This is a genomic window from Scardovia inopinata JCM 12537, assembly GCF_001042695.1.
Taxonomy (GTDB): domain Bacteria; phylum Actinomycetota; class Actinomycetes; order Actinomycetales; family Bifidobacteriaceae; genus Scardovia; species Scardovia inopinata.
In genome coordinates this window covers 410,328-432,108 of sequence record NZ_AP012334.1, presented here as the reverse complement: position 1 = coordinate 432,108, position 21,781 = coordinate 410,328, and the positions used below count along the sequence as shown (strand labels likewise).

Genomic DNA, 21,781 nt, shown 5'->3' with positions numbered 1-21,781 from the left:
CTTTTCGTCTTTTCATCTTTTCGTTTTCTCATTTTCTCATCTGTCTACAGGAGTCTTTCCGGCTCTGCGCCTGGTATTGAGACAGAGTACAAGCCCCAACACAGATCCCAGGGTAAAACCTATCCAAGCAGCCTGAAAACTCCATGCAGCCAGAGCGGAGAAAATAATAGTCCCTACAGGCATAGCCATAGTGAAAAGAAGGGAAAGGAAATTGCTGGATTGAGCTAAAAGATTAGCTGGCAGACTGGCCATAAGCAGGGATGACATTTTAGGATTTATTTTCCCTGAAACAAAGCCGGCAAAAGCGTAAATTACGATTCCGACCAGGGGCTCAGCACCCAAAGTATTGACCAAGCCTACAGCGCATTGAGACAGAGAGGAGCAAATCAAGAGAAAAGTAAGCGACTGCCGAGAGAAATAATCATGTGGAGTCAGCGAGCCCAGAACAATGCCTGCTACCAGTATCCCCTGTTCGACGACCAAAGATTGGCTGTAGCTGAGAGAAAAGATGGGACTTTTCAGTAAAGACAAATTATAAATGGCAGAAAAAGCAGCGGACATGCCATTTACCAGGAAGGCAGCAGCCAGAAGGCGAATAAATCCAATCGACTCATGCTCATCAAAAATCTGACGCATATAAGTCATCATCCGTCGAGCCTGTTTTCCCAAGGATATGCTCCTGTCACTCTGAGGAACGGGGTCATGAGTCAGATTCCTGTGAATTATCACCATAACCAGAGAGGCGAGGGCATAAGAAAAAGCATTCATCAGGGCAACGAAAGAGAAATTATTATTCGACATGTGCAAAATCCCAATGCCCAGAGCCTGACCCGCATAATCACACACATATGCCACCACTGTGGTGAAGGAAAAGGCCTCAACCAGATCCTTTTCAGGAATATTCTTCTTGATAATGGGTAACCTCAAGCCTGATGTATAATCTGTCAGCATATCACTGATAACATTGCACAGACAGACAGCAGAAAAGGCAAACCAGGTTGTCTCGTATACAGCGACAGCCACCAGGCTGAAGATGACTGCCTGAATGAAGCCAAGAGCAATGAGCCACCAGGCCTTCTTTTGAGTCCGATCTGCTGCAAGTCCTACAAAGACAGTGAAAATTGTGGGGATAACCACCACAACATTGGCTATGCTGACCGCCAGAGAAGCATGACTCATCTGGGAAGCGAAGACCACGAAAACGATGTTGTACATGGCCGAACCGATAGTGCTGAAAAAGCGGGACAGGGTTAGGAAACCATAAAGTTTATTTCGAAAGATAAGTGTCATGGCTTCAGTCTAAAAATTATTGTTTTTGACTGAGAAAAATTTTCCTATACTCAATAAAGATATATTTCTCTGTCATATATTCTGCTTATTAGCCATATATTCATTTTTGAGACTGGTCACAGTCTGTATCCACCGGGGGTCAGAAATATCCTCATTTTTGAGGAGTTTGCGCATTCCATTCTGATAGTAAGCAGAAGAAACAGAGCAATTCAAGGAAACAAAAACAGCAAGAGCCTTTTTCATCTTTGTCTCTCCTTCAGACCGTCTTCCCTGAGCAAAAGCAGCGTAGCCCTGAGCCCACAAATAGACAGTTCTCAGATAAGCCTCATCTTCTGTGTAGGAGTAGGCGGCAATTTTCTTGTCAAAGAATCCTGCGGCATCAAAATTCCGGTCATCAATACAGCGAAGATAACAGTTAAGAAGAGTAATCTTCAGCATATTTCGATACGACGAAAGATCGTTGAAATAATCGCTTTTTCTAAGCATTTCCCGGGTATAGACTATCAGCAGATTTACCGGCAGTAGGGTGGAGCATACCGAGAAAAGACGCATTTCATACTCGCCCCAAAAAGTAATGCGAAAAAGATAATCGTGAAGAAAATGCTCCTCATCATTGGAAATTTGAACAGATTCATTCACTCCCCGCATATTTGCCTTGATAGTCAGCGCCCGCACCATATGCCAGGCGTATTCTTGTGTACTGGTTTTCCTGCCTATCTGGGAGGAAGACTGCTTCAGCTGCGATTCTTCGGCCGCAGCCCTCTCTCTGCGGTATAGAGTTTTCAGCTGTTCATAGCTCAAAGGATAGGAAGTCATGGCTTCATAGATTTCCCCCTGCAGGGAGGCAAGATCATCGTCTTTGAAACCCCGGGCCAAATAAAAAAGTTCCTGGCTGGTAGCGTGAATATTGGTCAGAGCAACCAGGAGTTTGCTTGATGACAGATCATGGATGCCTCGTTCAAATTTAGACAGCATAGAAGCAGAGAATTGGCCGCCTGTTGCCTCTTCCAAAGAGATATGGCGAGATTGGCGAATTTGTTTGAAGGCCCGGCCCAGGCTTTGGCTGGTAATCTGGCGATCAAGCGGTTGGGGCGGCTCCACAGCAGGTTGGGCCGACGGCGGCTTGGGTTGAACAGAGCTATCGTGGTCTTGTTCCCAACTGGAGGGCGCAGTAATCATACTCTCCAGAATAATGGAGGCCCGGAACGGCAAATAGAAAATCTTAATTGGCAGATTTCCGCGATCTGCGATTTTATTTCTACCGTTCCGAGCCTTCCTAAGGGATCAAATGCCCGATTACACCAGGTTTTCAGTCGGCCAGGACGTCAGTTCCAGATGTTCTCCCCCGGTTTGATCTACCAAAACCGTGTCGCCATCATGAACCTGGCCTGACAGGAGCATACGGGCAAGCTGGTCGCCTACCTCGCTTTGAACCAGGCGGCGCAGGGGACGGGCTCCGTAAGCAGGATCATAGCCGGTATCTGCCAGCCATTCGCGGGCAGAGTCAGTAACATCGAGGGTGATCCGCCGGTCGGTAAGACGGGCGGCGACGCGCGATACCTGAATATCCACAATAGAACCCAGCTCCTGGCGGGTGAGGGGATTGAAAATAATCAGATCATCCAGACGATTAATAAACTCAGGCTTAAAGTGAGCATGAACCGCATCCATGACAGCACTGTGGCGCTGCTCTGGGGACAGATCCATATCCACTAGGAACTGAGAACCCAGATTGGAAGTCATAATCAGGATGGTGTTCTTGAAATCTACCGTTCTGCCCTGACCATCAGTCAGACGCCCATCATCCAGCACCTGGAGAAGAACATCGAAAACTTCAGGATGAGCCTTTTCCACTTCGTCAAAGAGGACCACCGAATAAGGACGGCGGCGGACAGCCTCAGTCAGCTGGCCTCCTTCCTCGTAGCCAATATAACCAGGAGCGGCTCCAATCAGACGGGAAACGGATTCCTTTTCCATGTATTCGCTCATATCTATCCGCACGATTGCCCGTTCATCATCGAAGAGAAAATCAGCAAGAGCCTTAGCCAGTTCAGTCTTTCCCACTCCGGTTGGTCCCAGAAAGAGGAAGCTGGCAGTAGGCCTGTCAGGATCGGAAATTCCTGCCCGGGAACGGCGAACGGCATCAGATACAGCCCTGACAGCTTCTTTTTGACCAACGACCCGCTTGCTCAGCTGGTCTTCCATGGTCAGAAGCTTCTCGTTCTCCCCCTGCATGAGACGGCCAACAGGAATACCAGTCCAGCTGGAGACTATGGAAGCCACAGAGTCAGCGTCTACATGATCAGGAACCATGGGCTCAGACTCATGGTCTGAGCCAGATTCTGAGCCAGATTCCGACCCCGCTGATTTTGCCGTATTTTCTGCCGCAGCCAGTTGCTTTTGAATCTCAGGAATATCACCGTAAAGAATCTTGGAAGCGCTTTCCAAATTACCTTCACGCGTTGCCTTATCGGCCTGGACCCGTAAAGAATCCAACTTAGCCCTTAGGTCACCTACCTTATTGCGATCAGCCTTTTCGGCAGACCACCGGGTATTGAGACCGGCCAGTTTTTCCCGGGCATCAGCCAGTTCTGACTGTATTTTTTCCAGACGTTCTTTGGAAGCGGTGTCTTCAGCCTTCTTCAGCTGCATTTCTTCCATTTCCAAGCGTGTTACCCGGCGCTGAAGTTCATCAATTTCCTCAGGCTCGGAATCCAACTCCATACGCAGATGAGCAGCAGCCTCATCCACCAGATCAATCGCCTTATCAGGCAGCTGACGGCCTGAAATATAACGGTTAGACAAGGTTGCGGCTGCCACCAGGGCATCATCCCCAATGGTTACCTTATGGTGAGCCTCGTAGCGCTGCTTGAGCCCGCGAAGAATCGCCACCGTGTCCTCAACGCTGGGTTCACCCACAAATACCTGCTGGAAGCGGCGCTCCAGGGCTGGATCCTTCTCAATGTTTTCGCGATACTCATCTAGGGTCGTGGCACCGATCAGACGAAGTTCACCCCGGGCCAACATAGGCTTCAGCATGTTTCCGGCGTCCATAGATCCTTCTGTCGCGCCGGCGCCAACGATGGTGTGAATTTCATCAATGAAGGTAATAATAGTGCCATTGGCCTTCTTGATTTCATCCAGAACTGCCTTCATCCTTTCCTCGAACTCACCCCGGTATTTGCTGCCAGCCACCATGGAGCTCATGTCCAGTGAAACGATCTTTTTATTCTTCAGACCAGTGGGCACATCTCCGGCCACAACACGCTGGGCCAGGCCTTCCACAACAGCAGTCTTTCCTACTCCGGGTTCACCGATCAGGACAGGGTTATTCTTGGTTCTGCGGGACAGAATCTGAATAACCCGACGGATTTCTGCATCACGGCCTATCACCGGATCCAGCTTCCCCTCCCTGGCCTGTTCAGTCAGATCTGTGGAATACTTTTCCAAAGCTTTGTATGTTCCTTCAGCGTCCGGACTGGTCACGCGAGCGCCGCCGCGCACCTGGGGCACCGCCTTCCGCAGTTCTTCGGGAGAGGCGCCGGCTGTACGCAGAATTTCGCCAGCTTCATTCTGGCCCATAGCCAGGGCAATCAGCAGGTGCTCTGTTGAAATATAGTCATCCCCCAAGGAGGTCATTTGATTCTTTGCTTCAGACAAGACCACTGACAGCTGACGGCTGGCACTGGGCTGGGTTGTTGACGATCCGCTGGCTGCTGGCAGATTGACCAAAGCCCGGCGTGTATCGCCCCCAATGGCCTGGGGATCAGCCCCGGTTTCTTTGATTAGGCCCTTGACAACTCCCCCATCCTGACGCAGGAGGGCATCCAAAAGGTGAATTGGTTCAACCTGTGGGTTTCCGGCAGCCGATGCCGTCTGTAGGGCATCTCCAATTGCTTCCTGAGCCAGAGTAGTAAATTTTTCGTCCATGCTCATCTCCTTATGACATATGGCGCATATCTTTACTGATCTTATGTACTGATCTTCTTGTCTGTATTTTCAGACATTCTAATGAAATTAACAGGAAACAAAAAGAATTATTCCAAAGTTGAGCGAACTCGACTCAACTTTTATTGACCATTTTTATTGATTGTGCCCGATGACTTATGCTCGATGAATTATGCACGATGATCAGTCTGTGGATAATCCCTCGAACAGATGAATTTCAGACGAGAATACCATAAGTCAACAAATCGGCGAGAATCAACTCCTAGGGCAACCCTGGTCCGGGGACTATGGGTCGGTACATCAGCTGACTGAGAGAAGAAGGCTCCCAGCATGGTTGGATCCCCTATCGTCCTTCCCCGAACACCGTAGCCGTCACCAGTTTGAATCTCCACCCGAAGATTGATAGGAAAGGTGCGAATCAGACTGGGATCAAGAGCCACAGCTGCTGCCAGAGGGTCATGCAGGGGACTGCCCTGAGCAAAAATAGGATCACTGGCCTCATTGGCAGATATATAGTAATCGGTCATTTCATACACAAACTGAGCTAAAGAAGTATCCAGGGCCTTAATAGCATTCATCTGGCTGCGAGTCATCAAGCATTGATAAGTCACATCTAGACCAACCATAGTAATATCCGCCCCTGAATGGAAGACCCGGTTGGCAGCCTCGGGATCGTTAATGATGTTCGTCTCACAAACCAGATCGTAACAATTGCCCGGCTGAGTCAGTGTCCCACCCATCAGAACCAGTTTCATGTCTGACGCCAGGGAGGGGTCTGATTGCAGAGCTAAATCAACGTCGGTCAGGGGACCGGTAGCCAGGATGGTTACTTCCTTGCCATAGCGGCGAACAGCCTGGGCTATGGCTTCTGCACCAGTCACCTTCTGGTTTATGTCAGCAGAAGAGGAGACAGGCAAAACAGCCCCTCCCAAGCCATTATCCCCATGGAAGCGGGTACAGCCGGGATTTACCGAATACGGCCGGCCAGAACGGGCGGGATCATCATTCCAGAAAGAAGGCTGAGAAGCCCCTTGATATACGGGAATATCCTGCCTGCCCAAAAAATCCAGCAGCTGCCGGCTGTTGCGGACTGCCTGGTCAGCCTGAACATTGCCAAAAATCCCGGCAAGCCCAATTAGATCAGCCTGTGGAGACGCTAGCAGAAAAAGAATAGCCAGGGCATCATCAATTCCAGTGTCACAGTCCAGAAAAATTCGTGTCTTCTTCGCTCCGGAAGAGACAGAACCAGCAGGAGAAGCTGTCGTGTCCAAGAATATACTGGCCATTATTCCCTCACTTTATGCCCAAAGCAGCCAGAATATCCTTCTGACTGGTCAGATATTTATCCGTTCCCTGCTCGCTGGCCTGAGGGGCATGAGACACCGGCCTGCCCTTAGAATCCGCATAAGAACCAGACTCAAAGAGAAAATCAAAATACTTCTGCCCGGCTTTAAAATCAATAGCTCCCAAAGTCAACGATCCCTTTCTGATTTGAGCAGGACTCCCCCAATACTGACCCTGGGTAATAACTTTCATACTCCGTCTGACAAAGGCGGGTTTAAGCCCAGCACTCCTGCCTTCAGGGGATGAAACAAGAATCTGAGCAGCATCATCGGGATGAAGATAGGAATAAGTATAGCCTTCCTGAACTGCTTTGATAAATTTTCGAGCTATCTGCGGATGTTTAGACAGATATGAATTGCTGGAGATAATACCCAACTCATCGGCATTACCGGGAATCCCATAATCAGGTTCAGTGAAGCAATTCAGGGCTGGCCCGTACATTTGAGCCTGTACACCCTCCCAGGTGGCATAGAAACCACCAAAATCAGCTTTCCCTGTCGACAAAGTGTTAAAAGTGGAAGTTCCTACCGTAACCTTATCAAAAATACCCTTTCCCCCATCTTTTTGAATCATACGCTTAATGACCGCGTCAGATTCATTGCCACCAAAAGTGGCGAAAGTTTTGCCATCGAAATCCCTGGGAGATTTTATAGATTTGTTGGATTTGAGAGAGCACCAAATAGCCGATGGCTTGCGCTGGATCTGCATCAGAAGAGAGAGTTGACCGTCTTTAATATTGGCATTGGCCACGTTGGACATATTGGACAGGGCAAAGTCGGCAACCCCAGTGGAAACTGACTGTTCCGCACCGGCCTGGCTGGTGGCCAAAATAGTTACATCAAGTCCCAGCTTCTTAAAATACCCCTTATCGCGAGCGGTAAAAACGCCAATATGATTGGTGTCGGGAGCCCAGGACATCATGAAGGTCACCTTGGTCAAAGAAGAATCCGACTTGCTTGCAGCACCCGGGGCAGAACAGGCTGTCAGACCAACTACGGCAGCCATTGACAGGAGACCAGACAGGGAGCGAGAGATCCATGCCTTACTGCTCTTGTTGCCGCTCTTATGACCGTTCTTGCCACAACTTTTCACGATTTTTTTATTACTATATGTATTATTATTCGCAATATTGGTCTTATCTTGGCGATTTTTGCCCCAAAAATGAGTAAGTTTATTCATACCTTTATCAGTAGGAATACCTTGAGCATGATGACTGTCTTGCCTGACAATGCCGGGAAAAAGCATAGCACCACTTCCTCGCCTCTAGCCTTAAGCTGCGGTTGCCTGAAGACGGCAAAGACTGGCAGAGACGATAGGTACAATCCTTGTCGCCCCGATGCCAAGCTGAATTATCCTTACAATTCAGACAGGTGCCACGCACCGGCAGGCATGTTTATTGTGAAACAAGCGTCAGACATATGAAGGCATAACGTGACTGCACCCTGTATTAACCGATTAACGGTCCCATCTCAACGGTCCCGCCTCCCCTACATTTTGTCAGGCGCGGTAACTCCCAGCAAAGCCAGGCCATTCTCGAAAACCTGGCAGGCAGCGTCATTAAGCTTCAGTCTAGCTGATGATCGGGCCGGATCGGGATCCTTGGCAAGCTGAGTCTTACGTGCATCGGAACCTTCCAGTTCAGGCTCAGTCAGTTTCATGGGAACCACCCGTTCGGCTGCATACCACTGATGATACGAGCCGGCCAAATCCTCCAGATAATGAGCAATCCGGTGAGGCTCGTTCAAATCCGCCGCTGTCTGTACCACCGAAGGGTATAGGGCCAGCTGAGACAAAAGCTCAGAATCGGCAGGAGAATCCAAGAGGCTCAAGTCTGCCCCGGCGACGGTAATTCCTGCAGCCTGTGCATTGCGATCCACATTCTTGGACCGGGCATGAGCGTACTGAACGTAATAGACTGGGTTTTCGTTGGAATGTTTGGTCATCAGATCCAAATCAATATCGATGTTCTGATTGTAGGTGGTTCTTTCCAGAGAGTAGCGGGCTGCATCCACCCCCACAGCATCCACCAGATCCTCCATAGTAACCACGTTACCAGCCCTCTTGCTCATTCGCACCGGCTTACCGTCTTTCACCACATTGACCAGCTGACCAATAAGGACCTGCATGTTGTATCCAGGCTTGTCGCCAAAAGCTGCACAAACGGCCTGGAGACGGCGGACATATCCATGATGATCTGCCCCCAACATGTAAATGGCAATATCAGCAGGATTCTTGACCCGGTGCCGCTTATTGAGGTAATAGGCAATATCAGCCATGATGTAAGCCGTCTCGCCATTAGACTTAATGATGACCCTGTCTTTGTCATCCCCGTACTTGGTGGATTGAAACCAGGTTGCCCCATCTTTCTGATAGATATCCCCCTGATCTTTCAACCTGCGGAAAGCCCTGTCCACTTCCCCGTCTTCATACACACTGTTCTCATGGAAGTAAACATCGAAATTTACCCGGAAATCAGACATTGTCTTCTTGATCTGATCAAACATCATCTGGACTCCCCGGTTGCGGAATTCCTCACGCTGGGGACTGTCGCCTTCAGATCCGTCATCTTCACGAACCCGAGGAAGATTCAGAATATCAACCCCATCAGCCTGAGCCTGCCTCGTTACTGCTTCAGCGATTTCAGTAATATATTCCCCCTGATACCCGTCAGCAGGTGCAGGCTCTCCATGGGCAGCAGCGACCAGGGAACGGGCGAAACGATTGATCTGTTCACCGTGATCGTTGAAGTAATACTCACGAACAACTGTAGCCCCATTAGCCTCTAGAACCCGGGCCAGGGAATCACCAATCGCCGCCCAACGGGTTCCACCAATATGAATAGGGCCGGTAGGGTTGGCAGAAACAAATTCCAGGTTCAGAGTTTTTCCTGTTAGATGATCATTCTGTCCAAATTTCCTGCCCTGGCTGAGAATCTGGTCAACAACTGCTGCAGCTGAAGCCGAATCAAGAACAATATTGATAAAGCCAGGACCGGCAACCTCTACGGAAGCAATTCCTTCAGCCTTCCGCAGCCGGTCAGCAAAAAGAGCAGCCAAGTCACGGGGAGCCATTCCCGCTTTTTTACCCAGCTGCATGGCAATATTAGTGGCCCAGTCGCCATGTGTCCGATCTTTGGGACGCATAACCACAATTTTGCTGGTCTCAGGAATAAGATTATCTGTTAAAGTACCGGCCTGACCCTGTGCTGACAGGCCATGGGCAATCTGTGAAATTAATTCTGCAAGTGCTTCTGGGCTCATTCTTGTTAGTTTATATTTAGCGGCATACACCGGAATTTTGCAGGTGCAGAAAAAACTACAAGTTTCTCAAAACGGCTCGTGAATGAATTTCATCAATTGATGAGATAAGCTCATCAATACTCTGCGCCAGGGAAAATTTGTGCTGACTATAGACAAATCCTGAGCCTGTCCTCAAGAAATCCATCAAAGGGTACTCACGGATAGGGGTTGGAATAGCCATATCCTTACAATTCGGATCCGAATCCAAATTCTCCTGAGTCTCAAAAGTCGGTTGTTCTGTTGAACTATTCAACAAAGAATCAAACGTGTAGTCTCGCCGTTTAATTTTATTCCCATTCACAAATGACCATTCAGGAAAAACAATTGCTTTCCTTTCCTTATCGGTAAGAGTCAAAGCATCACCACAGACAATATTTTTCTGTAAAACACTACTAAGTGCTTTAGAGAAATCAGAATTCATACTCTTCTTGAATCTGATGGTATAAGACTTCATTGCAAGTCGGACGGCCTCACCATAGTTCACGAAAGGCCACTGTATAGGATCTCCGGTGTTCCATCGTTTTCTTTATCGATTATCTATTCTCCGTAACTGTCTGTGGCCAATGCGGGAATGAGTGATGTCAGGGATTCATACATGGCACGCACCTTCTCTCGGCGCTTTCCCTATACCACAAAGTGCTCTGCCACAATGTCATCGAGCTGCTTTGCGATTTCCGGGAACTCTTTATTCAAGTCCAGTGTCCGGACGCTGATCTTATTGCCGCTCATCTGGTAGCTGTTGTCCGGCTGCAATTCTTCGTCTGTCTTGGCGTAGAGAAGCATGCCGGATACCGAATGCTCGCCATTGCCCATATCCGTATCTTTGTTTTTCACATAGGTAAAAACCTGATACAGATTTGCCGAGTGAAGCACTCTGGCGTTGAAACGGTTCTCGGCCAACGTATGCGTATAGTACTTCGCATCAATGATTAGCACCTTTTCTCCCGACTGGTTCTCAAGCATGATGTCGGTCTGCATCACCGGAAGCAGTGTGGCCTCGCCATCATCCAGTGCCCACGGTATCTGCGAGGCGCTGGCCTTCAGCTCCGGATGTTCCTTGATGTAGTATTCCAGAATGAACTTCTCGTACAGGCGATTCATTCTCTGGTCGTCAACAAAGGACGCCAGCTTGTATTCTCCGTCGTCGGTCGTCAGGAGCATTCCTTCAATGACCAGCTGGCAAATGCTAAGGAGTACTCGGTATGTCTGATTATTCCTCTGAAATCGAATGGACGACCACTTAATTTCAGTCGGCTCGATCTCGTCTACATTGGAGAAGAAGAGCATTTCCTTCTTCAGGTCATTTTTGTAATCGGCATCCACCTCGGTATGCCGCAGAAGCAGCATAACCGTGGTCTTCAGGATCTGATTCAGCAGATTGTTCTCAGAAAGCTCGTCAAACTCACAAGTAAGACGCTGCTTCTTCTCGATTTTGTTTTTGATGGTACCCAGCATATCGATTTTGCCGCGCATCACCGGCAGGTCTTCTTTACGGTTTACGTACTCACGATAAAGTCCCTGCTTCAGCTGTCGCCCGATTCCTTTTGAGAGAATCGCCGCGAACAGATTATGTATGTTCTCAAATTTCTCCGTGGCGATCTTATCATCATCCGACTGCTGCAATGTAGTGAAGGCGTAAGAGAGCATGTAGTAAATATTCTTGATGAATATGCTCTTATCCTTTGTCATTGAAATACTCCGTGAAGGATATTTTCCCAACGCTGCAGCTCCGCCGTATCATCAAACCAGTATTCACTGAGCATCGGAAGAATATCGAAATCTACAATGGAGTGCAGCCACTCGTCGGTGCAGGTGTCGTGCCCGCAGAAATAGCTGTGTCCGATGCAGAATCCCTTACCGAGAGACTTATCCGATGCGATCTTCTTATTCAGTTCTTTGATCTTCTCGACCAATTCATTAAAGGTCTCCTTGTTCAGGCTCTTCTGGTACTGGATGAATCCGTCAGAATCAAATCCCGGCTCCATTTCCAAGAAGCTGAACCTACGACGCAGAGCATAATCGATCATCGCAAGGCTGCGGTCTGCCGTATTCATCATACCGATGATGTAAAGATTCTCCGGAACAGCAAACGGGAGTCCGTTGTATGCCAGCGTCGCTTTCACCCCACGGTAATCTTTCTCGATGAGCATAAGAAGCTCACCGAAAATCTTACTTATGTTTCCACGGTTGATTTCATCGATGATGAAGAAGTAATCCTTGTCCGGCTGGTTTGCGGCCTTCTGGCAGAAACGATAGAAGATGCCGTTCTTCAGTTCAAAACCATCCTCGACCGGTTTATAACCCATCATGAAATCCTCGTATGAATAGTTCTGATGGAATTGTACGAACTCAATGCGGCTCTCGTCCTTTTCTCCCATCATGGAATATGCGAGACGTTTTGCTGCAAAGGTCTTACCAACACCGGGAGCACCTTGAAGAATGATATTCTTCTTGTTTCTCAAAACGGCCACAAGCTGGTCATACCGGCCTTCAGTCATATACACTTCTTCAAGGAAATCGTCCTTCGTGTATGTATCGATAGCTTTCTCCGGTGCGAGAGGATTTTCTTCACGGATCATGTCCATAATGAAATCGAACTCGCCCTTTGTCAGCTTGAATAGGCTGCCCTGCGGATTGACGAAGTACTCCATCTTTTCCAGCTCCGGGCAGGCCTTGATCGTCTGATAATCAATCGGTGATGTGAGGCCTTCCGTTTTCTCAAAATACAGTTTATCGCCGTCCTGCTCTGCGCTTATCTTAGCGAGCGCCACGATTTGCTTGACCGGATAGGATTCATACCCAATTACCATATCGCCCGGTCTGGCATCGAGGAAGTTCTGGAATATCCTACGTTTATTGCCATTCTCATTATAGAGCGTGTAATCCTGCACCTCACCAACAGCAATACTGGAGAAGCTCCAGATTTTCGGATTGGCATTGAGCCACCAGTAATGGCGATCATCGTCTCCACTTTCAGGTACCGCAAAGAGCTGAACCCGCGAGAGGTCGACCTTATCAAGAGCCTCTGAAAGCTCATCTCTCAGCTTCCAGATGTAGCTGCCTTCTTCATCCTTAGCATTCTTGCCGACATACAGAACAGTCCACCAGCGGGCATTTTCATTGTTCTGCTCCATAACTGGGCAGCCGGTCTTCTCAACGATTCTTCTCGCAAGAGCCACAGAGCCGCTGTTATAGAAGTTCTTTGTCTCACCGTACTTAATGGCAAGCTGTGTGCAGGTGGCCGACCCACCATAATCCTTCATCCGGCGAACAATCTCCAGACTGTTCTCTGTGAACACATCCTTATCTCCGAGAAGAGTAATCCAGTCATCAACTGTCAGGCCGGGTTCGTAATCTTCTGGGAACCATTCTCCGGAAAGAACAGGTGTCTCATCGCTGCTTTTCTGGGAGTAGTACCGGCTGATGTAAAAGCCGACATCCAACGTCAGCGTTTTGAGCTCCGGATCGGGATAACAGGTATCTGTCAGCTGCGAACGAAACAGATTCACCAGCTCTGTATCCAGCTTCAGCTCATCGCAAATCTCATCATAGAACTTGATGGCGTTTCGGATGTTCTCCGCGTAAGCACCCTTCTTAAAGGTATAGTCGCTGCCCAGTTCACCCGCAGCGGTCTTAACCTCACCGTATTTGTAGATGTAATACTTGTCCGGATAGCGGAGCCACAAATAAACGCTGATGGCATTTTCGTGCTGATAATGCTGCGCTGCTCCGTTACCGTACTTTTCGAGTATGATGGAGGCCTGATCCTTAAAGCCCTTGATACGGTCATAGACATCCTTGCTCTCGTCATAAAGAGCGATGAACATAGCGCGGACTTCCTCCGGAGCGGTTTTGGCAAATCCCTCAATCATCCGGCGCGGGAAATTATTCATGGATGCAAGCAGATTGAGCGTCTTACCCAGAGAACGATGCAGCATACCTGCGAAATCCTCCGCGTTCACATCCCAATTATCCTGAAAGCACTTGATGGCTTCCCATTTATATTTTTCGTCTGTCCACTCGTTTGATACAAAGTCCAACTTGTAATCAACGAGCGCTTCCTTCAGACGGAATTTGTCAAACATTACTGCTGCCTCCTTTAATCCTTACGCAGGCTGTCATATATTTCTTCAGCGAAGATGCCAAGCACCTCCCACTTAATCTCATCATTTCCAAGAAGCAGAGAGAAGAAGCCCTGATTCTGGTCGAGACCTTCAATAAGCGCATCGCCGATGTTGTCGAAGTATCTGCACAAAATTCGTCGCCTTGATCTTTCCATCCAGATTGTACCCGCCGCCGGGATGCTTGATATTAATGTAGGCCAGCACATAAAGCATTATACTTCTTGCTTCAATACATTGAGCAAGCTGCCGCGAGCCTTTGTGTCTCTTCGGTATTGATGAGGCTGATAATCGTGTCCTCTAAATCATCCTTATAAATCTTCCTGAGAGTAGTCATCTCGTCCAGCTGCGTATCATTCAGGAACTTAAACAGCATCTCACGGTCAACGGCAAAGAGACGGTCATAGTTTACCGCCTTACGGATCACATAGCCATTATTCTTTTTCAGCCGCTCCATGATGAAGCGCTGATATTCTTTTTCAGACAGAATAGGCGTGTGGCCTGCCAGCCTCTCGGCGTAGGCTTCAATGCGTTCCTTCTGTCCTTTTACTGCTTTTTCGTTTGAAGAATTCTCGCCCATCTATATCAGCCTCCTTCGCGTCCCTTAATGTAAAGTTTCTAGTTTATAGGACATTTTGTGTTGTTATTTTAGGGTCCTTACCATTGTGTTTATTGGTTTTACACACGTTTTAAATAATGGTTTACTTTTTACTTATAGGACAAAACGTGTTGCTAGAAACACTGCGAACACCCGCATTCCCAACGAGGTAGGCACAGTTTAAAAATCATGTATTCATAGACTGTATAAGGTCAATGCAAGGCAGCACGTGTCACAGTAAAAATATCAAGAAAAACAGGAAAACGAGTAACAGCCGCAACGCTATTACTGTCAATACTGTCATGCGAGTTTTACCCATGAGTACGATTCAACACTGAAAGATTTTGCTAAGTTTCTTGCCCAGATTCTTAGTCTTACCCCTCGCAAGAGGCTGCCTTCTCAAGAACGTGATCGGCGCAGACATACCAGTAAATTCTGACAATACTGGCAGCACTGGTCTACCACTCAGAGTGAAAGAACATTACCATATTGTGTTCGTTGATGGTGCCTCTATAAGCCATAAAATTGTTATCCTGATTGCGTGCACGACAGATAAGATTCTTGGCTGGTACGTAACCCGTAGCGAAACAACCACAGCATACTTAGCATTACTCTTTCGTATAGCACCACTCGTGACAGTTGTTTCTGATTGAAGACTAGGTTTTAGAAAAACCTGTAAAATAACCTGACCAACGGCCACTATCCAACGCTGTCTATTCCACGTGTATATGACCATCACGAACGCGGCCACGCTTCACCCACGCTTACTATCAGGCCAACAACTCCTTCATATCGGGAGAAGCCTATTAACAGTAAAAACCTTAGATCACGCGTATTAATGGGTCACCATATATTCTCCATGGCATGAAACCTGGAAAGACTGGTTTAACGAGCAAACCCACGTCGACTCGTATGACCAAAACACCCATACCGCTCTCACAAAACAGCCAGAAGTAGTAACACACTCATCCGTCAAAACCGGCCCTTCACTAACCTTAAACCCACTACCAGTTTACTCATAAGAAAAGTGTTATTACCACACATAACCAGATAGAAGGCGGAGTGAACACTCAACTCAGAAACCTGCTAAGAGCGCATCAGGGTATGAGTCTTGAACACCAGATTAAAACTGTGTTTTGGTATTGCTCCACACATTCCACCGCTACTCACGACCCTCAAAAATACCTGGAAACTATACCTACAAACCAAACCATCACACGTTTATACCAGACCCTGAACGCACATCAACAATAGTTAGCAACCATCCCTAACTAGAGAGATACAATAAATAGTCTATACAGAATCCCATTCCAGCAACACATTCTGTCCTATAAGCCAAAGTGGGCTTGAAGGGATTCGAACCCTCGACCTTCTGTTCCGGAGACAGACGCTCTATCCACTGAGCTACAAACCCGAGCACCTCTACTGTAGCGTATTCAGCGGTCAAATAAAACCTGCGCTTGTCGCGATCAAGCAGTGTACGGCTAAAAGTACCCCTTGCCGCATAAAATAAAGGAAAAGTAGATGTATTTCCAGGAGACAGAGTATGAGTGATCCTTTCTCTGATTTTGAATATGACCGACGATTTTTCTGCTATTCCCTGCCTGCGGACCTGACTGTGAACGAAGAACCAACTCTGATTATTCAAAGTTATTATGTCTACGAGGATAATTATGCCCTGAGAGTGCGGGTCAAAGCTGCTAATACCAAGGTAGACATGACCAGCAAGATTGATCCCCTGGAAACCGTTGACCGCTACAGAGACCGCTTCCATTTTGCTTCTATGACCACCAAAGGGCCTTCCACCAGCGGAACCAGATATGAGGCTGGGCGGGAGATTGATCCAGACATAGCCGTGGAGCTCATCCGTCGGGGCGGTAAAGCCCTGGTCAAAACCCGGTACACAGCCTGGGTGGGAGAAGATGGCTGGAATTTGGACGTTTTCGGAGGCGACAATTATCCCCTGGTAGCAGCGGAAACCAGACGAAATAAGCCCGTTACCAATCTGCTTATACCGGAATTCTGCCTGACTGAGATTACTGATGACTGGCGCTTCTCCAATGATGGTTTAGCTGAGCACCCTTATAGCTTCTGGAAAGACAGCTTTTTAGAGGAACTCAATAAAAAAGGTCCCAGCTTCCATCAAGGATTCGGGACCAATCGCACAGCTTCCGAGGGCTAAACCGACCTCTGGTATATTTAATACATTAGGGTTGCCAGTCTTGCCCTGGCCTGACGGACGCGCTCATCAGATGCTTCAGGAATAGCAAAATACTCCAAGAGTCGCTGCCGGATCAGATCTTTGCTCTCCCTATGCGTAGTTAAAAAGTCCAGGAGTCGATTACAGGCATCTTCCAGATGGCCACCAATCATATCGATATCAGCTACATCCAGCTGAGCCTGGAGATCGTCGGGAGCATCCCCTGCTGCCTTACGGACCGCTCTCACATCAGATTCTCCATTTCTGTCTAAAAGGGCAGCCTTGGCATGCTCCCGCGCGGCAAGAACATCATGAGGGTCAGATTCCATAATCTTGTGGTAAGCCGCAGCTGCCTGATGATACTTGCCCTCCTGAGCCAGCTGATACGCCTCTTCGTGGCCGGCTGGTATCTGAGGATGGGAGGGCCCTCGGTCATTGCCTGAGCTTCCATCCTGACCCTGACCTTCCCGGTTCGCCTGGTCAGACTCATTTCCCATATAAGGAGCGGTGCCAGTAATTCCAGACTGTTGGGCTGCTGCAACCAGCTGAGGCAGAATCTGCTCCTTAATCTGCCGAAGTTCCTCATCCGTTGGCATTCCTTGGACAATAGGCATAGGCCGGCCGCCAATAAAGGCATACAAGGCCGGAGCCCCCTGCATCTGCAAAGCCTGAACAACCTGGGGATTAGAGGCAATATCCATGCGGGCCAGCTGCATCTGCCCCTTCATCTCAGTGACCATATCTGCCAGTTTGCGCGCAAGGTCAAAGTAGCGATTATCATCTTCCTGCCACATGAGCAGGAGAATGGGGTAAGTAGCTGAGGTTCTGACCATGGAATCAAAACCGGCGGTATCTACATCCACCACATAGCCCCCTGCAGCGGGAGCTCCGCCTTCCTGACCGGCAGGAGCCGTGACCTTATGCTTTAATCCTTCTAAATCAACCGCCCCTGCCAGGTTCAAACCCGCAGTAGAGCGCTGGGCTTTGCCGCCCTTATTTATCTGAGTCATAATGCCTTCATATAGATGAAATTATTTGTGATGAAATTATTTGTTGTTCACTTGACGCGATATTCTCTCACTCTCCCACTCAAGCCTGTCAGCCAGGACCTTAGCGAGAAGAATTCGCGAGAGAACTTAGCGACAGAACCTTAGCGAGCTGTGACCGAAACAGGAACCCGTTCAGCACCAACGCACTCGATTTTAGCCTGCGACCCCTGAGATGCATAAGGAACATAGAGGGCAACCACATTAATGTAATTGGCCACTACGGATTGTTTACCTTCCTGTATGCCAAAAAGGGCCTTCTCTGCATCAGAGATAGGCAGAGAAGTCCTGTCCTTCCCCGCGGTTCGTGTCCAGGACGAATCTATTTGAGCAATTACCAGGGCTCCCAGCTTGGCTCCCTTGTTCTTGGACGAGGTGGCCGTTACCAGAACCTTAATAGCTTTCTTATTAAAAGTAAAGGTCTGCTCCTGAGTTCCCCCGTTTTTCTTCACTCCATCGCTGATGGTATTCGTCAGCTTGGTCAACTCGGTCCGCAGAGAATCAGTGGCAAAACGGGAGGCATAGGTACTGGCAGTGCCCTTCTGCAGGACATCGGCATAGGCGGTAACAGCCTTAGTCGGAGTCATAACCAGGCCGCCCTGAGTGGCAGTTCCTGTATGGTTGGGATCGTTGTACTCATCAGAGGTTTTAGTAGCAGGAGTCTGCTGGCGGAAAGTCGGCAGCTGTGCACCGGAGAAGAGCCTGACCAGACCCCAGAGCTTGTAATTTTCCCTGGCTGAATCCTGAGAAAAAACCAGAAGACGGCCAGACTGCTGGTCTGCGGTCGTCGTAGTAATAGAGAAGAAGGACCGAGGCCATGAGGATTCGGTCGGAATCATAATCTGCTGTACCCCTGTGGGTATGGCAGCGGTCTGGTCTAAAGTCTCGGTCGCCTTAGCCACCGTCAGCTGGCTGGTCCTGACAGCCAGTTCAGGGCCTTGGACATACTGCTTAAGTCCTTCAACATCTCTGTCTTCATCCAGGGAAAGAACATTGCGGATGACTCTCCTACGGATTCTTTCTTCCTGAGTAAGGGTTATGACAGTGGTGTTAGACAGATTAGTCTTTTTGGGTTCAGGCACAGACCCGCAGGCTGCCAGTCCTAGTGTGCTGGATGCAGCTAACAGGGCTATAAGAATCTTTCTTATGCCGTGGGAAAGCAGTGATTTTTTAGTCATGATGCTCCTCCTTGGCTTCGGCCGATGGCTGCTCAGAGTCCTTATCGGCCTTATGCTCAGACTCAGAAACCGCTTCCTGAATGTCGGTAATTCTTGTGCTTTCAGAATTTTCAAACAGGTTTTCCTTGGATTTCTTTTCTTTTTCATCGGCCAGAATATCAACGGTATTATCCGCAGGGGGCTTGGAATCTTCTTTCTTTACCCTCTCCAGCCAGGCAGCCATCTCGCTGAAGGAGGCAGTTGTTACAGTTTCAGGGACAGACTGATCCGCCGAAGAATCGCTGCTCGACTCCGTCTGAGAAACCAGATGAGATAAATGAGGAGATGACTGTTTTCTTTGACGATGAGCAGACTTCTTGGCCCTTGCCCTGCGACGAATGTCATCGGCAGATGCCCTGTGTTTGCCTACCGGAGAATCTTCTGAAGAATTTTCCCTATGCTCCCCCGGAATATGGCCAGAGGTGTGCTGACGGCTGCTCGATACCCGGGCAACCATATTGGAATGGGAAGGATCCACAATTGCCGGGGAGCCCGAGGCCTCCTGACTATCAGGTTCATCCTGATCATGGGAAGACAAGGCCTCCTCAGCAGACAGGACCTGGCCCTTACCCAGCCCGAAGGGGGACCACTTTTTCTTAGTAATAGGAGCATGATGAGTGGGAACCACATCCGGCCGCTGATAGTGGAAGTTTTCTTCCACAGGTTCCATAATCTGGGTGCTCATATCATCCTGAGCCTGAGCCTCTTCCACGGCCAGGTTGCGTGCAGCAGAAGCCTTAACCCGCTTTCTGGGCTTAAATGTGGCCAAAAGGGTAGCGCAGAGAATGGAGAAAACAGCCAAAAGGGCAGCAGCCAGATACCAAACCCAAGTATAATTTTCCTGCTTCTGGTTTCTCCAGGAAAGGGATACTGATTGAAGCGGGTCCGAGGAATAGGCCACCAGAGCCTTACCAGACGCATCTGCCAATTTGACCTGAACTGCGCCGTTCCCGCAGGTCACCGACTGCCACAAATCAGAATTCTTAAAAGAAGTCAGACCAGCTTCATCGTCATCTGAAGACTGATCAGACGAGAGAATGGGATCCGTTTCGCTTCCCACAATTTTCCTGGATAAGGCAGCAGAGGAAGATAAACCAGTAAGAACCGTGACCTTTTCTTTGCCCAGCCAAAGCTTAATATCGCGGGCTGTGCCTACTGCCAGACAGACCTGTGAACCGGTTTTACCCGAAACTTTCATGGTCAAGCCCGACCCGCTCAGGGCCGCTACCCCATCTTCCGTATAGAGATACGAAGAAGACAGGCCGGAAGCCGTTGCCTGAAGAATGGGCTTGGGGGCCAAAATGGTAGCAAAAAGAATTCCCATGACCAGGGAAGCCACGGCTGCTACAGCAAAAATAGGGGCAAGAACAAACCGGAAGACTATTCTGCGGGCTCTTCCAGAAGCTGTATGGTTACTGGTCCTGGCATCTTCGGCCGGATCCTCGTGCCTGGTATGCGCACTGTCAGCTTTCAAGTCCTTCCTGGACACAGTTTCAGTCCGGTCAATCGTCTCGCTAGTTTGAGTATCGTCGTTTTTCACTATGAGGCTCCTGATTTTCCTATCAACTAAGCTAGTTTACCGGAACATAGGCACATTTCATCCACAATTGCTTCCCAGATAGTCTCACAGGCTGTCCATAGCTGGCTTTTTCCTACCACATGCAGGCCCATACATGCAGGTCCGCAAGTCGAGTACCCTCGTACCGATAGAGTATGACTTATGGGAAAAACGTTTACTCGAAAAATCACTCCACTCCTTATGGCCCTCATCTGCGTCCTGGCTCTGTGCCTGCCTCTGGCAGCCTGTGGGTCTTCATCAGGAAGTGTCAAAGAAGGCACCAGCAGCAAATTCGAAGAACTGACTGACAAGCCGTTCAGCGCTAAGGGAACACTGGGCAAAAAACCTTCCATCAGCTTCAAAACTCCCTATACGGTAACAAATTATACCTATCAAATTGTCCAGGAAGGCAACGGGAAGAAGGCTTCTGACGGCGATCAGCTTTGCCTGCAGCAGATTGTTCTCAACCCTTCAACCGGCAAAGAAGTCAACTCTACCTGGAAGGGAGACGCCGTTTGCAGCACCTTCCTGACCAAGAAAGGTATACAGGCCGGTTTCTATAAGCTTTTCAAGGGCTTACGGGTTAATTCAACAGTTGTTCTGGCAGTCAGTGAGAACAGTTCTTCCACTACATCAACAGCCTCGGCCAGTAGTTATCTTCTGGCCTTGACCTTGACTGATGCACGAAAGATTCCTCAAAGGGCCAGCGGAACCAAGGTGACCTCACTCGATCCTACCCTGCCCAAAGTTACCCTGGCTAAGAACGGCGAGCCTTCCATTTCTGGTCTGACTACTTACAAGAAGACAGGAAAACTGGTCTCTCAAACCCTGATCCAGGGCAAGGGCAGGAAGATTAAGGCTTCCGACACCATTTCTGTTCAATACAAGGGCTGGGTTCTGGGTGGCAAGGCCGATTCTCCCTTTGACAGTTCCTGGTCCCGGGGAACACCTTTGAGCTTCTCCCTGTCTGGAGGAGTTATTACCGGCTGGACCAAGGGGCTGACAGGAAAGACAGTTGGATCCCAGGTCCTGCTGATTATTCCTCCCAGCCAAGGCTATGGTTCTACCGCTCAGGGTAGTATTCCTGCCAATTCCACCCTGGTCTTTGTGGTCGATATTCTCTCAGCTTAAAACATTCTCTCAGCTTAAAACCAGAAAAC

The 21,781-nt window shown here is 48.8% G+C and carries 16 protein-coding genes, 1 tRNA gene and 1 pseudogene; 3 read left to right on the top strand and 15 right to left on the bottom strand.

Annotated elements, in window-relative coordinates:
- Positions 1–36 precede the first annotated feature (36 nt).
- The 11 genes from SCIP_RS01685 to SCIP_RS08150 all read right to left on the bottom strand — a co-directional run bounded on the left by SCIP_RS01685 (position 37) and on the right by SCIP_RS08150 (position 14,582).
- Positions 37–1,290, bottom strand: coding sequence for an MFS transporter (locus SCIP_RS01685; protein WP_006292783.1), 1,254 nt, complete (start codon positions 1,288–1,290; stop codon positions 37–39).
- A 72-nt stretch (positions 1,291–1,362) separates the two neighbouring features.
- Complete coding sequence (locus SCIP_RS01680; RefSeq protein ID WP_050752361.1) at positions 1,363–2,469, bottom strand: Rgg/GadR/MutR family transcriptional regulator; 1,107 nt, start codon at positions 2,467–2,469, stop codon at positions 1,363–1,365.
- Between the two features lie 117 nt (positions 2,470–2,586).
- On the bottom strand, positions 2,587–5,220 hold the full coding sequence (gene clpB, locus SCIP_RS01675; protein WP_040590455.1) for an ATP-dependent chaperone ClpB: 2,634 nt from the start codon (positions 5,218–5,220) through the stop codon (positions 2,587–2,589).
- Positions 5,221–5,408: 188 nt separating this feature from the next.
- The gene (locus SCIP_RS01670) at positions 5,409–6,524 is read right to left on the bottom strand and encodes a nucleoside hydrolase (RefSeq protein WP_006292780.1); all 1,116 of its coding nucleotides are present in this window, start codon (positions 6,522–6,524) and stop codon (positions 5,409–5,411) included.
- Between the two features lie 7 nt (positions 6,525–6,531).
- Positions 6,532–7,587: an ABC transporter substrate-binding protein gene (locus tag SCIP_RS01665; protein WP_048349317.1), complete on the bottom strand. Its 1,056-nt coding sequence runs from the start codon at positions 7,585–7,587 to the stop codon at positions 6,532–6,534.
- Positions 7,588–8,069: 482 nt separating this feature from the next.
- Positions 8,070–9,842 (bottom strand): arginine--tRNA ligase, encoded by a 1,773-nt coding sequence (gene argS / locus SCIP_RS01660; protein WP_040590453.1) that lies wholly within the window; start codon positions 9,840–9,842, stop codon positions 8,070–8,072.
- 55 nt (positions 9,843–9,897) lie between these two features.
- A complete protein-coding gene (locus SCIP_RS07485; protein ID WP_050752360.1) occupies positions 9,898–10,302 on the bottom strand; it encodes a hypothetical protein in 405 nt (134 codons plus the stop codon).
- Between the two features lie 203 nt (positions 10,303–10,505).
- Complete coding sequence (gene mcrC, locus SCIP_RS01650; RefSeq protein ID WP_006292776.1) at positions 10,506–11,570, bottom strand: 5-methylcytosine-specific restriction endonuclease system specificity protein McrC; 1,065 nt, start codon at positions 11,568–11,570, stop codon at positions 10,506–10,508.
- The gene (locus tag SCIP_RS01645; protein WP_006292775.1) at positions 11,567–13,966 is read right to left on the bottom strand and encodes an AAA family ATPase; all 2,400 of its coding nucleotides are present in this window, start codon (positions 13,964–13,966) and stop codon (positions 11,567–11,569) included. Before SCIP_RS01645 ends, mcrC begins: the two co-directional genes overlap by 4 nt.
- A 14-nt stretch (positions 13,967–13,980) precedes the next feature.
- The gene (locus tag SCIP_RS01640; protein ID WP_006292774.1) at positions 13,981–14,211 is read right to left on the bottom strand and encodes a hypothetical protein; all 231 of its coding nucleotides are present in this window, start codon (positions 14,209–14,211) and stop codon (positions 13,981–13,983) included.
- 20 nt (positions 14,212–14,231) lie between these two features.
- Positions 14,232–14,582, bottom strand: a complete 351-nt coding sequence (locus tag SCIP_RS08150; RefSeq protein ID WP_006292773.1) for a hypothetical protein — start codon at positions 14,580–14,582, stop codon at positions 14,232–14,234.
- 233 nt (positions 14,583–14,815) lie between these two features.
- Between SCIP_RS08150 and SCIP_RS08465 the strand changes: the two are divergent.
- Positions 14,816–15,851, top strand: a pseudogene (locus SCIP_RS08465) (IS1249 family transposase); the annotation flags it as partial.
- 90 nt (positions 15,852–15,941) lie between these two features.
- Here SCIP_RS08465 and SCIP_RS01625 read toward each other — a convergent pair.
- Positions 15,942–16,014: transfer RNA gene (locus tag SCIP_RS01625), tRNA-Arg, on the bottom strand.
- A gap of 132 nt (positions 16,015–16,146) precedes the next feature.
- Here SCIP_RS01625 and SCIP_RS01620 point away from each other — a divergent pair.
- A complete protein-coding gene (locus SCIP_RS01620; protein WP_006292772.1) occupies positions 16,147–16,782 on the top strand; it encodes a CYTH domain-containing protein in 636 nt (211 codons plus the stop codon).
- 17 nt (positions 16,783–16,799) lie between these two features.
- On the opposite strand, the gene SCIP_RS01615 is transcribed toward SCIP_RS01620, so the two are convergent.
- The 3 genes from SCIP_RS01615 to SCIP_RS01605 all read right to left on the bottom strand — a co-directional run bounded on the left by SCIP_RS01615 (position 16,800) and on the right by SCIP_RS01605 (position 20,603).
- Positions 16,800–17,810, bottom strand: coding sequence for a tetratricopeptide repeat protein (locus SCIP_RS01615; RefSeq protein ID WP_006292771.1), 1,011 nt, complete (start codon positions 17,808–17,810; stop codon positions 16,800–16,802).
- A gap of 140 nt (positions 17,811–17,950) precedes the next feature.
- Positions 17,951–19,024 carry a hypothetical protein gene (locus SCIP_RS01610; protein WP_040590448.1) on the bottom strand — a complete coding sequence of 358 codons (1,074 nt, stop codon included), beginning with the start codon at positions 19,022–19,024 and terminating at the stop codon, positions 17,951–17,953.
- Entirely contained in the window at positions 19,017–20,603 is a 1,587-nt protein-coding gene (locus SCIP_RS01605; RefSeq protein ID WP_050752359.1) for a hypothetical protein, read from the bottom strand. The genes SCIP_RS01610 and SCIP_RS01605 overlap by 8 nt, the downstream gene beginning before the upstream one ends.
- 180 nt (positions 20,604–20,783) lie before the next feature.
- On the opposite strand from SCIP_RS01605, the gene SCIP_RS01600 reads away from it, so the two are divergent.
- Positions 20,784–21,752, top strand: coding sequence for an FKBP-type peptidyl-prolyl cis-trans isomerase (locus SCIP_RS01600; protein WP_006292768.1), 969 nt, complete (start codon positions 20,784–20,786; stop codon positions 21,750–21,752).
- Positions 21,753–21,781 lie beyond the last annotated feature (29 nt).